The organism is Coleofasciculus sp. F4-SAH-05 (genome assembly GCF_040222985.1).
Lineage (GTDB): Bacteria > Cyanobacteriota > Cyanobacteriia > Cyanobacteriales > Coleofasciculaceae > Coleofasciculus > Coleofasciculus chthonoplastes.
On the sequence record NZ_JAVKBY010000097.1, the window covers coordinates 12,818 to 26,407 of the forward strand.

10 protein-coding genes are annotated in these 13,590 nt (G+C 43.3%); 2 read left to right on the plus strand and 8 right to left on the minus strand.

The features are described 5' to 3' along the window. The first annotated feature begins 60 nt into the window (after positions 1-60). Positions 61-912: a sulfotransferase gene (locus RIG27_RS12390; RefSeq protein WP_446345510.1), complete on the plus strand. Its 852-nt coding sequence runs from the start codon at positions 61-63 to the stop codon at positions 910-912. A gap of 396 nt (positions 913-1,308) precedes the next feature. On the opposite strand, the gene RIG27_RS12395 is transcribed toward RIG27_RS12390, so the two are convergent. From RIG27_RS12395 to RIG27_RS12405, 3 genes are read right to left on the minus strand one after another with little or no spacing between them, the layout of a single operon-like run. Next, the gene (locus RIG27_RS12395; protein ID WP_446345512.1) at positions 1,309-2,235 is read right to left on the minus strand and encodes an Npun_R2821/Npun_R2822 family protein; all 927 of its coding nucleotides are present in this window, start codon (positions 2,233-2,235) and stop codon (positions 1,309-1,311) included. Between the two features lie 34 nt (positions 2,236-2,269). Next, the gene (locus RIG27_RS12400) at positions 2,270-3,262 is read right to left on the minus strand and encodes an Npun_R2821/Npun_R2822 family protein (protein WP_446345514.1); all 993 of its coding nucleotides are present in this window, start codon (positions 3,260-3,262) and stop codon (positions 2,270-2,272) included. A gap of 5 nt (positions 3,263-3,267) precedes the next feature. Continuing rightward, positions 3,268-4,221 carry a glycosyltransferase family 10 domain-containing protein gene (locus RIG27_RS12405; protein WP_446345516.1) on the minus strand — a complete coding sequence of 318 codons (954 nt, stop codon included), beginning with the start codon at positions 4,219-4,221 and terminating at the stop codon, positions 3,268-3,270. A 392-nt stretch (positions 4,222-4,613) separates the two neighbouring features. Between RIG27_RS12405 and RIG27_RS12410 the strand changes: the two genes are divergently transcribed. Further along, a complete protein-coding gene (locus RIG27_RS12410; RefSeq protein WP_446345518.1) occupies positions 4,614-5,564 on the plus strand; it encodes a hypothetical protein in 951 nt (316 codons plus the stop codon). 65 nt (positions 5,565-5,629) lie between these two features. On the opposite strand, the gene RIG27_RS12415 is transcribed toward RIG27_RS12410, so the two are convergent. The 5 genes from RIG27_RS12415 to RIG27_RS12435 form a co-directional block, all read right to left on the minus strand. Beyond that, positions 5,630-5,767 (minus strand): hypothetical protein, encoded by a 138-nt coding sequence (locus RIG27_RS12415; protein ID WP_446345520.1) that lies wholly within the window; start codon positions 5,765-5,767, stop codon positions 5,630-5,632. After that, the gene (locus tag RIG27_RS12420; RefSeq protein WP_446345522.1) at positions 5,764-6,822 is read right to left on the minus strand and encodes a chemotaxis protein CheW; all 1,059 of its coding nucleotides are present in this window, start codon (positions 6,820-6,822) and stop codon (positions 5,764-5,766) included. Before RIG27_RS12420 ends, RIG27_RS12415 begins: the two co-directional genes overlap by 4 nt. After that, positions 6,819-7,931: a CheR family methyltransferase gene (locus RIG27_RS12425; protein ID WP_446345524.1), complete on the minus strand. Its 1,113-nt coding sequence runs from the start codon at positions 7,929-7,931 to the stop codon at positions 6,819-6,821. Before RIG27_RS12425 ends, RIG27_RS12420 begins: the two co-directional genes overlap by 4 nt. A gap of 18 nt (positions 7,932-7,949) precedes the next feature. Then, positions 7,950-9,017, minus strand: coding sequence for a chemotaxis-specific protein-glutamate methyltransferase CheB (gene cheB, locus RIG27_RS12430; RefSeq protein WP_446345526.1), 1,068 nt, complete (start codon positions 9,015-9,017; stop codon positions 7,950-7,952). 185 nt (positions 9,018-9,202) lie between these two features. Beyond that, entirely contained in the window at positions 9,203-13,423 is a 4,221-nt protein-coding gene (locus RIG27_RS12435; protein ID WP_446345528.1) for an Hpt domain-containing protein, read from the minus strand. Between the last annotated feature and the right edge of the window lie 167 nt (positions 13,424-13,590).

Genomic DNA, 13,590 nt, shown 5'->3' on the forward strand with positions numbered 1-13,590 from the left:
TCAAGTTAGGAAATATCCGCAAATTAACTAAATTTCACTAGTCTAACATCTTGTTTAAATATGATAAAACCTACAACAAAACATCCAACCTTTCTAGTCATAGGAGCCCATAAAGCTGCCACAACATCTCTCCATTACTACCTGCAACAGCATCCAGAGGTGTATTTAATTCCAAACAAGGGTACGGATCTTTTAGCAAAACGTCATATCAGTTCCCTTGATGATGCAGGTGAATATCTCGCTCAATACGAAAATGCCCGCAGCGAAATTGCGTTAGGCGAAGTTTCTAGCGTGTATCTTCATGGAGAAGGAATTCCGGCAAGAATTAAGCGCTTATTCCCCAACGCTAAGCTTATTGCGGTACTTCGTAATCCTGTTGAAAGGGCTTACTCCCACGCTCTTTTCAATGAGGAAATCATAACAAAAGACAATATAGAAAGCATTCAGTTAAATATTTTAGAATCAAAAGAGTTTTTGCAACCCGGATACTACTATAAATATCTTAAAACCTATTTTGAGTTATTTGATAGAGAACAAATTCAATTAATGATTTATGATGATTTGGCAACTAAAAAAGATGATTTTTTTAAAGAAATTTTAATGTTTATTGGTGTAAACCCCAATTTTGAGCTGAGTGCCAATCGTCGTTATCACAAGAGTAAACTCAGTCGTCAAGGAATCATTTTGAATGTTGTGGAAGTTATTCGCGCTAACAGTAACATTAAAACTTATTTGAAGTTTTTCCTTAAGCCGGTATTCCCACAGATCAAACGCTTCGTTGCCCAAAAGACTGAAATGCCTATACCACCATTATCAGAGGAAGTGAGACGGAAACTTATTGAGATTTACCGGGATGACATTCTTCAACTACAAGAACTTACTGGATTAAATTGTTCCCATTGGCTGGTATAAATAGGGGCTGCTGCACAAAGCCGAAACTCTTATCAATAAATGCTTTGAGTGGTATTGACAGTTGGCTTTGTGCAAGGAAATCTGGTAAAATCGCTCAAAATTTTTGCATCATGATTAGGTAGATGTACAAGCTCAAGAAGACGAGAGAATTCGGAGTTAATTTATTATTAAAGCTTATAATTAGCTGGATTGTTAACAATAAACGATCATGTCTACTGTCGTCTGTATATAACTACTTAATCCATCAGTTGTGTCTAACCGACTTATTCAGCCGACCCTAAATATGTTAAACTGTAATTAGCTTTAAACGCTAATTACTATATTATTTTACTCAAATACCCTGAATAAAAACCCCTGAAACCCTTGTTTTTAAAACATGGCAATTATGGGCAATCGTCAGGACATGATATTACGGCTAATTTTTTTTTGAATCCGTTGCCACAGATTTTGCTGTTTCTGGATCTGTAAAAATTCATCATCCGGGATATGTTCACCAAGATAGCGATAATATTTCCAGATATCCCAATAGGGGCAACCTGGCTGGATGCGAATCCCTGCCCAGTGTAAATAGTCTAGCGGTTGATTGACATTCGGATCAATGAGGTGATGATCTTGAACCTGAAAATGTTTGCTACCCGCCCAACTTCCTGGGGCACCACCGGGGCGGCGCACGATATTAAATCGCTGGGGAACCTGCTTCAAGATCATATAGTTAATGATGGGTTGATCTGATGTTTTTTGGGAAAAGTCAAAGTATTCCGGATGTGATGCACATTCGGTGAATGTTTGATAGAGCGTTTCCTCTGATATCGTATTTTTCTTGGCTCCCCAAAATCCACCATTGAACATATCCTGAATATCATTCTCGCTAAATACACCGTCTTCTAAAACTTTTGGCGTAAATACATTTTTGATTCCACCGCTATGTTGATAGTCATAACAAATAAAATCATACTGATCTAAATAGTCGGTTGTCTCTATTATTTTATTAAAGACAACAATATCTGTATCAATATAAATAAATTTATCAAATGCACCAAACCAACAAGCTTGTTTACGGAATTGATTTGGGCGAGCAAAAAATCCTTTGCCAAATATTTCGTATAACTGATTGGAAAGACGTTCAATAAAGTCTAAGTCTTTATAGAGTTCTACCTGATAGGAGTCTTTTAAAATTTGAGCAATGGTTTGGTGATTATCATCATAAGGAATTAAGCAAATCGGCGTATCCGGATCATGCAAGCGGATACTTTTGAGCAGCGCGATCGCCTGTTCGATTACTTTGTCATTTGCTGTAATATAAATGCCGCGTTTTTTGGTCATTTGCTTGAGTTATATTAATAATTTTGGAGTTTGATTAAGATAATTTCAATTTTTTCAAGAGTCGCTGAGGTAAACTGGGAGGTTGATTGTAAGGTTTGGGTTTAGTGGTAAATTGTGGCTTTTTCTGTGGTTCGTGAAGATAGCGATAATGTAAAAACAAATCTCGATACGGAAAATCAATATTTTCGCCAGCACAGACTTTAGCAATTAATTGGGAAGATACGCCAATGTAGTGCATATAAGTAAGTCGATTGCCTTTATCATACAGAATATGGTCTTTTTCCTGAAAATGTGCTGAAGTTACACAACATCCTGTTCTTTGGGCTTGGGATAACTCTAACGCGAAATTATAGATCGATAAATTCGGTCGCATCATCATGTAGTTGAGGAGAGTTTGATCCGGTGCCATGGGATAAAGAACTTCAGCCTCTCCTGCTTCGAGTTGACCAATGATCCAGTTGCGCCGTTCTTGATCAAATAAGCCTTGTTTCGAGGCATAAAAACCCGAACAAAAGATTTCTGTTTTCAGTCTTTTGGGAGGGAAGAGTTCCGTTAGCTGGGGCGAATCAATATTATAGACATGAGTTAAGTCTTTGTGCTGAAAGTCATAAACCACACAGTCATTGTCCTGAAGTTTAGCCAAGATAAACTCGACAGGTGACATCAGCAATGTATCCGCATCCATATACAGGAAGCGCTCAAACGGGGCATCAAAAGCACAGTAACGCCGATGAGTACCGAATCGATGATAACCGCTACTACCAAGTTGACGCCAACGTTGGTGGGCTGTGGGATGACTATCCCAGGCAGATTGAGCAAACTGATCCCAGCCCTGGATGGACTCAAGATTATCATAGAGTTGAACGTTGGGACGACGGGCAATTTCCGCCGCAATTTTTGTCGTGTTGTCGTTGTAGGGATAGACACAGACAGGCATTTGTGACCCAACAATTGCCTCAATACTGTTGAGTAAGGCAACCAGTTGGTCGTAAACTGGGTCACTAGCTAGGGTACAAATTCCGTCCATGATGTTTAATCGAATTTAGCGACAAAATCAGATAACCAGTTCAGGAGATTGAGTTTGTGTAGGATGATTTGTCTGGCTTGTGCGATCGCGTCCTTGGCTTCATACCAAGCATCGGGGGTTGAGGTTACTTCTTTAATATAAGCGATGCTCTGCTCATCTAAGCTAGGGAGTCGCAAAAAGCTTCCCGGTGGCAGTAATTTATCCGCTGCTGAACCTCCGTAGTAAATGGGTAAACACCAGGCGAGTAAAGCATCCCAGAGTTTTTCGCTGACATACCAATCATTCCCGGCATAGTTTTCGATCGCGAGATTATAGTAGTACGGTGCCATGCCATGCCATTTGTTTTTCAGGCTACCCTTTGCCTGTGCCCAGTCGGGTAATCCGCGCCCGTAGAGGTCAAACTCAAATCCACTATCTTGTAGTGACTTCAAGAAGGCTAAACGTTGACGATGTTCAGGAGTACGATCAATTCCAGAGGTGATCCAACTACAAGCGTGTATTTTTTCCGGTGGTATCATTTCATTTAATTCTCGGAAGGAATTAGCGTGATACCAAATCGCGGGCATATAATCAGGGGTTGGGGCAAAATCATCGGGACCTGAAATGTAACCACAATACTCTTTCGCGGCTTCATAATTTGCCCGATTAGTTTGAACAACTTTTTCCAGGGGCGGTTCTCGTAATAAGTAGATGATTCGCTCTTTGGGAACGCCGCGTAACTGGGAGGCTACATCGGGTTTTGATGTCTTTTTTTGGCGTAAACGTTGCCACCAGGGAAGTTGGGGACTAGGTTTGGGAAAGGAATACTGGTACATGAGCAGAAAATCAGGCTCAGAGGCTTGGGAGAGCATTTGAATGTTATCCCAGATTCCACAAGGGTTTGGCGTTTGTTGCCATAGCCAGTCCGCTTGATTAAGCCCACGATAACTACTAATCATTCCGACAATTTTTCTGCCCATGTTTTTTTGTCAGTCTACCGTATTAGTCTTAGCATTTATTCTGTGAGTCAGCCAACTGAAAAGGATGATTGGGCGCAATGCTTTCGCCCCTACAATTTCTACACATAAGGCTAATCTATCTGGTTCAGGTGTATCACCCCACTGGCTCGGCACAGCTACAATGGGGTTTAAATTTCACCATTAAATCGGGCGCACGTCAGTCATCCGTGTCAACTTAAGGTAGAAAACCAATGCTGGCAAGGTTTTAAGCTGTGTCTATCTACTCCTCAACATTTCCCCCTCACCCCCAGCCCCTCTCCCCGGCGTGGGAGAGGGGTTTTCATTTGGTTATTTTTGTTATAACATTATTTTGTGATAAAATTATATTATCGCAACATAAACAAAAGAACGCCATGAAACCGTTACCCCCTCAATTCGACAATTCCCATACGCCCGAAACAACTGCCCAGCAAGCGTTAGCGGAATTTGGCATTAACCAACTCCTCTCTCGACTCAAGCATTACCGCGACATTGACTTCGATGCATTGCAAATGCACCTAACCGATGCAGAAGTCCATGCGATCGCACAGCTATTTATCCAAGAATTGATTCAAAGCCTCAACGGTAAACTCATCGCTGGTACTTTAAATACCCTGCGTCATGGTGAGGAGATGGAGGAGATAAGGGAGCAGGGGAAGCTGGGGGAGCAGGGGAAGCTGGGGGAGAATTTCTGTAGCCGCCATTTGCCATTCTCCACCCCTGGCTATAAAGAAGGCGATCGCGTTCAGTGGAAAACCGCTAATCCTGACTGGGGCGTAATTCTGGGGCGTTTCTATGACTACAATCACCATCAATGGATGGTTTATTACATCATCCAACTCGCCTCTGATTCTCCCAGTGCAGGTTGGGTAACCACGGATACGGCGGCTGAAGCGGATTTAGAAAAAATACCTGATACTGTTGAACCCAATCAAGAGAATGGCAACTCCTACCGTTATCCCACCCATTCTCGCCGGGGGATACCGCCCCTATCTGTGCAATGTCCAACTGAACGCTATTATCCCCGACGGCGACACAATCTCCGCCCCATTAACCAGCGGGAAAAATACATTATTGACCTGTATTGTTACTGTGAATTAGGGATGACGCCAAAGCAGTTTTATGGCAAATGGGATGTCACGTATGAGCAATTGTCTCATATCTGTTCCCGTTCCCTGGGGACTGTACAGAATTGGTTCAACCGAGGTCAAGGATATTACCCGCCTAAACCCGTTGATTTGCGCCATCTAGCAATCATGGATTTTTTGTTAGAGCATTTTGAAGAAATACCCCAATCTCTGATCAACCTGCTGTGTTCGTCTTGAGAATTGAGGGAGATGGGGGAGATTGTGTCGGGGCGGGTTTTACTATTATCGTTTGAAATGGTGCGTTACGCTTCGCTAACGCACCCTACACCAGCCCCGACTTTACATAAGACGAATGACGAATGACAAATGACGAATGACGAATGACAAATGACGAATGACGAATGACGAATGACGAATGACGAATGACAAATGACAATCAAACCACTTGTTCTACAATTAAGCCACCAGTTAAGAAAATTTTCGGTACATCCAGAATGCTGATCATTTTTTCCCCATAGACTGCTTTTCCTTGCAAATAGTCAGGATTTATGCTAATCATTTCAGGAGTCACGGCGATGATCTGGAGCCGATTCAGCAGGAACATCGATTCACGCACGTCTTCAACAATCACACCCGCCAAAATCTCCTCAATCTGCACAATCAGCGCTTTGGAACTTCGGGTTATCGGGGTTAAGGGCAATTTCAACACCGGGCGAATATCCACTAAGGTGACAATTTCCCCGCGCAGATTCATGTTTCCCACAATATGAGGGGGACAACAGGGAATCGGTGTCACCTGTTGGATATCGGTAAACTCCCGCACGATTCCTAAATCAATCCCGAATAATTGATCATTTAAAACAATAATCGTTAACGGTTTGACACTGGTTAAGTCTTGACTCTCGAAGGGAAGCTTGAGACTATTCGCTCGTTCTCGGAAAACCTCTCGTTCTTCGGGTGTCGCATTTGGAACAAATACGGCTTGTTTGGTAAGTAATTCTCCACTCGATTGATTTCGGTTAAGTTCTTGGTTGAGATAGTTCTCCACTAATTTAAAGGTGTGGCTATCTATTGAGCTTAACCAATTCTCTGGATCACTTAAAATAAGGATATCACCTGCATGGCGGGTGAGTCCACCAATGACGCCATTTTCGCTAACGGTTTGATTCGGCTCAAGTTCAGTGGTAATTTCATCTGGGGCTATCGTCAGGACTTCACAAACCTGATTCACAATCATCCCAACTTTGGTTTTTTCTCGTCTTATAACGATAATACTGTCGGTTAAACGATAGTTCGATGATTGTAAGCCAAGACTCTGATTAAAATCGATAACGGGTATCATTTCTCCCCGCAAATTGACCACGCCAATCATTTCACGCGGCGCTTCGGGAATGGATATTAATTCTGGGAGAGGAAAGACTTCCTCCACGTAAGCTGTACTGATACCATACAGCCGATCATTTAAACCGAAACTAAAATAGGAGTTGTCTGTCATGGGGAGTCTGGATCGATACTATTTAAAGAGGATTGGAGTTGTTTAATCAGTTCAGATGGCGTCAAATTGCCTAATTTTTGTAGGGGAGTATTGGGCGGTAACTGTTTGAGCAGATTCAATGCCACATGCTGCATTTTGATTGTATTTTTTTCTAGGTCATTTTCGAGGGTTTCCGGATTAAACGTTAAGGTGTAATCATCTTCAGTATCCCAAGTTAGCGGACTAGGGACATCGCCTAAAGGTGTATAGACTAAGCTCTCGGTTTGACGTTGATAAACTAAGGATTCGGGGAAAACATTGGTTTGAAACTGCTTTAAAACTTGACCATACAGTTCAGAATGCCCGGTAATCAGATAGCCTAAGGGCTGGAGGGCGTGGTAAAACTTATCCAAAACTTGGGCAATGGCGGAGGATTCAAAGTAGATAAAGACATTTCGACAAATAATTAAATCAAACTCTTGTAAATCTAAGTGAGCTTGTGGGAAAGGATCTTTGACTAAATTGATTTGTTGCCATTTCACTAATGATTTAATTTTGTCATCAATGTGGTAGTGATTCTTGATCGGCTTTAAATAGTTGTGTTTGATTTTGGGATCAATACTTCTTAATGACCAAGCCCGATAAATTCCTTGTTTTGCTTTGTCTAGCGCCTCTTGATTAATATCGATGCCAAAAATAACTAGGTTCCATTTCTGAATATCTGGAATCAGTTCGTTGAGCATAATCGCCAGGGAATAGGGTTCCTCTCCCGTTGAACATCCCGCACTACAAAGACGTAAGGTTTTATCGGCTTGATGGCGCTGGAGCAGTTCCGGTAAAATTTGAGTTTTGAGTAAATTACATTGCTCTTTATCGCGAAAAAAGTAACTTTCCAGATTAGTGAGCAAAACAACTAAATTGTTCCACTCTTGTTCGGCTTCTCTGGTTTGACAATTTAGCAGCAAATAATAATCTTCCGGAAAGGCTAGTTTAATTGCCTTCATCCTGGCGAAAATTTTGTCTTGTAAAGCGGCTTGATCTCGCTCTCGAATAACTAAACCTGTATGGTGAGCAATTAAGCGAATAAAGCCTTGTTTTATTTTAGGACTTAACTGTTTGGGTGTTGACACATTCATTACCTAATCGGTTTACTGTAGAATCGACTGTTTTTGTAAAAGTTCCAGCAACATTGGCGCGATCGCGTTCAGAGGTAAGACTTCCCTAGCTCCTCCTAATTCAATGGCTTCCTTGGGCATTCCGAAGATGATTGATGTGGCTTCATCCTGAGCAATGGTTAAACCCCCCGCTTGGGTAACTGTAAACATTCCTTGTGCGCCGTCTCTGCCCATTCCGGTTAATAATATGGCGGTTGTTTTCTTGCCATAAACTTTTGCTACTGACTCAAATGTGACCGTTGCTGATGGGCAATGTCCGTCTAAAGGCATGGCATCTGAACAAACAAAATTACCCTGATTATCTAATTTTAGCTGATGTTGTTCGGGAGGAAAATAAATAATTCCGGGTTGCGGTTTATTTCCCGATTTAGCAATTTTAATCGGCAGTTTACAGGTTTGAGATAACCAATCGATTAAGCCCTGTAAAAATCCATTACAAATGTGTTGTACACAAAGTATGGGAACCGAAAAATTGGCGGGAAGTTGGGAAAAAATTTCCTGCAATGCTGGAGGTCCGCCCGTTGATGTGCCAATGGCAATTATTTTAGGCTTCGGGTATGATTTGGTTGGAGCCGTGGTCAGATTGTTCAGATTAACGGCTTGGCGTGGCAGCGAATATCTGCGTTTTCGTTTAAAAACTTTAACCCCAGAAATGATACTAATTTTATTAACTAATTCCCGTCTAAATTCTTGGTTTTCTGTGGTTAAGCCAGCTAGAGGCTTGGGACAAATTTCGACGGCGCCAGCTTCGAGGACATCAAAGATATGATGGGTATCTTCCTGTTGTACTGATACACTCAAGACCAAAATGGGTAGGGGATGATGACTCATGACTTCAGTGGTTAATTCTAACCCATCCATCTGTGGCATGTGTAAGTCGGTACAAATTACATCGGGTTTAACTTGAGGAATTAGGCTCAATGCTTCTAACCCATTTTGCGCTTCTCCGACAACCTCAAGTTGAGGGAATTCATTGATAATTCGTCTGAGAATGACTAGGGATATTTTGGAGTCTTCAACTAATAGAACTTTAATCGTCATTTATTATTTGTTAGTCGTTGATAGTCTAAGGGTTTGTAGTAAGCGCTTTAGCGCTTGTGGCACTAAAGTGCCGACTACTTACGAACGAACGAAAGAAATGGTCTCAGGGTTTGTAGTAAGCGCTTCAGCGCTGATGGCACTAAAGTGCCGACTACTTACGAACGAACAAACGAACCTTAAGTCAATTAAACCAATCGGCTGATGGTTTCTAATAGAAACGCTTGGTTGAACTTACCTTTAATAATGTAAGCGTCCGCTCCGGCTTCTGCACCCCTTTGTTGATCGGCTTCTGAATCCAAGGTGGTGACCAAAATAATTGGTAAGTCTTGATATTCAGAATGCTGGCGAATCGTTGCGGTTAAAGATAACCCGTCTAAATGAGGCATTTCTACATCAGAAACTACGGCATCAAAATGACGGCTTTTAAGTTTGGTATAGCCATCTAATCCATCAACCGCAATCACCACTTCATATCCCGCCCCTTCTAAAAGTCGTCGTTCTTGAGTCCGAACTGGGAGAGAATCTTCGACTAAGAGAATCGTGGGTTTCGTTTGTATAACTGTATTGGCTTTAACAGAAACAGTTGCGGTAGTTTGCTTTTGTCCGGACTTAACTAAATCAGCCGGATTGAGAATCATACAAACGTCCCCAGTGGGGAGAATCGTTGCACCCAAAATATTTTTGACCCGCTTTAATAACGAACTTTGAGGTTTGAGGGGGATTTCTTGGGTATCCAAAAGTCGATCGACTAAAAATCCCGAAACTTCATCACCAACCTTGAGTAAAATACACGATCGCAAGTCAGATAGCGGTATTTCTTTTTTGGCGATAAGAGCGTAGGCGGGAGAGTTCGAGAGTTCCAAGACATCGGCAAGATTGGCGACGGGAACCCTTTGACCTTGCCAGTTTAACGTCTCCCGCCCATCAATAGTTTCTATTTCATCGGGGGAAAGGAGTAAACTGGTTTGGACGAATTCAATCGGGAGGGCTTGAACAATTCCCTGAACCTCGATAAATAAGGCATTAACCGTGGCTAAGGTGGTGCGAAGTTGGATGCGGAATGTACTACCTTGATTGGGAGTTGATTCGATCGCGATCGCGCCTTTGAGTCGTTCAATGTTTGTCCGGACTACATCTAAGCCAATCCCTCGACCAGAAATTTCAGTAATAAAGCTGCGGGTGGAGAATCCTGGGGCAAAAATTAGGTCATAAATTTGGCTGGGATTCATCCGTTCCAACTCATCGGGTTGGTAAAGCTTCCGTTTAATTGCGGTTTGCTTAATTTGTTCAATATCCAGCCCCCGCCCATCATCGGTGACTTCAATGATAATCGTATTCCCAATTAAATTACCCCGGAGCCAAATTTTTGCCCCTGGGGGTTTGCCTAATTTCTGCCGTTCTTCGGGTGTCTCAATCCCATGATCGATCGCGTTACGAATCAGATGGGTTAAAGAATCTTTAATATCTTCTAGAATAGTTTTATCCGCCGTCGTATCTCCCCCTTCAATGATTAACTCTACCTGTTTCGACTGTTTGCGGGCTAAATCCCGCACCATACGGGGAAATAACTGGAAGATAGTAGACAGCGGTAACTGGCGTAGGGTTTGAATTCTCTCCCGTAAATCCTCTGCAATTAAATCCAGGTTGGAGGTATTTTCCTGAGTGGCGGTGCGTAAGGCGTTAATCTTTTGATCTAAGAGTTCTTGAAATGGGTTAACTTCCGTAGCTGTCGCCTCACCGGATTGACGATAAAAGGCTTTCCAGTCTTGCCAAAGTGTCACCATTTCCTCAATTTCTGACGCGGCGTAAGCGATGCGAAGTTTTGTCACATTTAATTCTTCCGCTTGCACCATTAACGCATCTAAATCACGAGTAGGAACCCGAATCGTATCAATCCGGTAGGTGTCACTTAGGGTTGGGGTTTTGGGTGCTGGAGGTGGGGCGGGAGTCGGTACCGCATTCGGTAAGTTAGGAAGAGACACTTCCAGTAATTGGTTGAGAACCGCCGTAGTATTCACACCCTGATATTGACCCGTCACCGCTTCCTGTACCAGTTTACCCATCGCATCCAATCCTCGATACAAGCGATCGCTAATTTCTGGAGTTAGAATAGTTGGCTGGAGTTTAATCCCACCCAAAATCTCTTCAACGTGGTGGATTAAGGCTTCCACGGGTTCAACGCCGACGCTTCTGGAGTCTCCTTTTAAACTATGGGCTTCTCGCAATAATTCGTCTAATGTGGTTGAGTCATCCGGCTGCTTTTCTAATTGCAGTAACCCGGTTTCTAGCTTCTGTAAGCGTTCAAGGCTGGCGAGTTTATAAACATCCCGCATTTCCTCATCGTCAATAAACGTGGCGCTGAGGGGAGGTGGCGAGGGTGAAGATTGGACATCAGGTAACCCCACAATCGTTACCGAATCCCGACGAGAGACGGGATTAGATGATAAGGGTGTCGCCGATTTGGAGACAGGTATCACCGGGGGAGATTGGGCTGATGCTTCAATGGCGTCGATTAATTGGTGCAGCACTTGCACTGTATCCACACCCTGAAGTTGACCCGTTACCGCTTCATTGACTAAGCGACGGATGGCTTCTAATGCATCATAGAGGCTTTCACTGACTTTGACCGTAAAACCAAGTTGTCGATGTTTGATCCGATCGAGAATTTCTTCAATATGATGGACGAGGGTTTCCACCGATTCGACGCCAACGCTACGAGAATCGCCTTTGAGACTATGGGCTTCCCGCAATAATTGATCTAAAGTCGCCTGATCATCGGGATATTTTTCTAAATGCAGTAACCCGGCTTCTAAAATCTGCAACCGTTCGCCACTGGCGAGTTGATACACCTCTCGCAATTCATCATCGTCGATATAACTGTCGGCGAGTTGGGGTGGGGGAGACGGTTGAGGCGAGGTGGGTTTGGTTCCGTTATCGGTTGTCGGCTCAAGGGTATTGGTAAAACCCGCTCCGACAAGCCCTGGTTCGGCTTGAATTGGAGACGCCACAGCCGATTGTTGGCAATCTTCCAGCACCAGCATAAATTGTTCCAGCACCTCAGTGGTATCCACCGCACTGGGTTGACCGGTTATCGCTTCTTGGACTAATTTGCTAATTGCCTCTACTCCTTGATGTAAGGTTTGGCTAATATCTGGGGTAAACGCTGTGGGTTGGGATTTAAGGTTCTCGATAATTTCTTCTAGGGGATGAGCCAGAATTTCCACGGTTTCCACCCCAACGCTGCGAGAATCGCCTTTAAGACTATGAACTTCTCGGCGTAACTCTTCCCAGATTGCGTCGTTGTCTGGATTTTGGGCTAAATCATTTAACCCCGTTTCCAGGCTGTGCAATCGTTCACCACTGGTGAGTTGATACACCTCTCGTAATTCATCATCATCGATATAGCTTTCGGCGAGTTGGGATGGGGGAGACGGTTGAGGCGGGGTGGGTTTGGTTCCGTTATCGGTTGTCGGCTCAAGGGTATCGGTAAAACCCGCCCCGACAAGCCCGGGTTCCTCTTGAATTGGCGACGCCACAGCCGATTGTTGGCAATTTTCCAGCACTAGCATAAATTGTTCTAGTACCTGAGTGGTATCCACCGCACTGGGTTGACCGGTTACGGCTTCCTGGACTAATTTACTAATTGCCTCTACTCCTTGATGTAAGGTTTGGCTAACATCTGGGGTAAACGCCGTGGGTTGGGATTTAAGGTTCTCGATAATTTCCTCTAGGGGATGAGCCAAAATTTCCACGGTTTCCACCCCAACGCTACGAGAATCGCCTTTAATACTATGGGCTTCCCGGCGCAACTGTTCCCAGATAGCTTCATCGTCTGGATTTTCTGTCAAATGACGCAACCCAGCTTCTAGGGTTTGTAATCGTTCACGACTAGCCAGTTGATAAACTTCTCGGAGTTCATCATCGTCGATATAGCTTTCGGCTAATTCAGATGATTCAGCGCTCATATCCTCTCTCTCTAGAGGTTCTGATGGAATCTCTCTACCTGCGGCGTTCTCTGCTGGTTCACTAGCGAGTTGTTGAAAATGATCCAGTATTTCAGTTAAATTAACGCCGCTTGGTTTACCTGTTATTGCTTCCGCAATTAAAAGACGAATTGCATCTAATCCATGATCAAGACATTGGCTCACTGACGGCGAAAAAACCAGCTTTTGGCGTTTAATCCGTCCCAGAGTCCATTCTATGCGATCGGCAATGGTTTCGACAGTTTTAACGCCTAAACTTTTAGAGTCTCCTTTTAAGCTGTGAACATCTCGCAGCAACTGTTCTAAGGTTGTTTCATGCTCTGGATTTTTTTGTAGATGGTGCAAACCGACAGTGAGTTTCTTTAGCCGTTCTTCACCCGCCGTTTTATACAGATTTCGCAGTTCTTCGTCTTCTATGATCATGATTAGTCATTTGTCATTTGTCCTTTGTCATTCGTCATTTGTCATTCGTCATTTGTCATTTGTCATTAGTTATTTGTCAAGTCGGGGCGGGTTTATTTACATCTGGGTGTAACCGAAAAGATAGTAGTGAAACCCGCCCCTACACAATTTGCTCTAGCTTCCAGACG

Bases quoted from the DNA above. Each gene is read 5' to 3' on its own strand.
- RIG27_RS12390 (WP_446345510.1), top strand. From the start codon at position 61: ATGATAAAACCTACAACAAAACATCCAACCTTTCTAGTCATAGGAGCC.
- RIG27_RS12395 (WP_446345512.1), bottom strand. From the start codon at position 2,235: ATGACCAAAAAACGCGGCATTTATATTACAGCAAATGACAAAGTAATC.
- RIG27_RS12400 (WP_446345514.1), bottom strand. From the start codon at position 3,262: ATGGACGGAATTTGTACCCTAGCTAGTGACCCAGTTTACGACCAACTG.
- RIG27_RS12405 (WP_446345516.1), bottom strand. From the start codon at position 4,221: ATGGGCAGAAAAATTGTCGGAATGATTAGTAGTTATCGTGGGCTTAAT.
- RIG27_RS12410 (WP_446345518.1), top strand. From the start codon at position 4,614: ATGAAACCGTTACCCCCTCAATTCGACAATTCCCATACGCCCGAAACA.
- RIG27_RS12420 (WP_446345522.1), bottom strand. From the start codon at position 6,822: ATGACAGACAACTCCTATTTTAGTTTCGGTTTAAATGATCGGCTGTAT.
- cheB (WP_446345526.1), bottom strand. From the start codon at position 9,017: ATGACGATTAAAGTTCTATTAGTTGAAGACTCCAAAATATCCCTAGTC.
- RIG27_RS12435 (WP_446345528.1), bottom strand. From the start codon at position 13,423: ATGATCATAGAAGACGAAGAACTGCGAAATCTGTATAAAACGGCGGGT.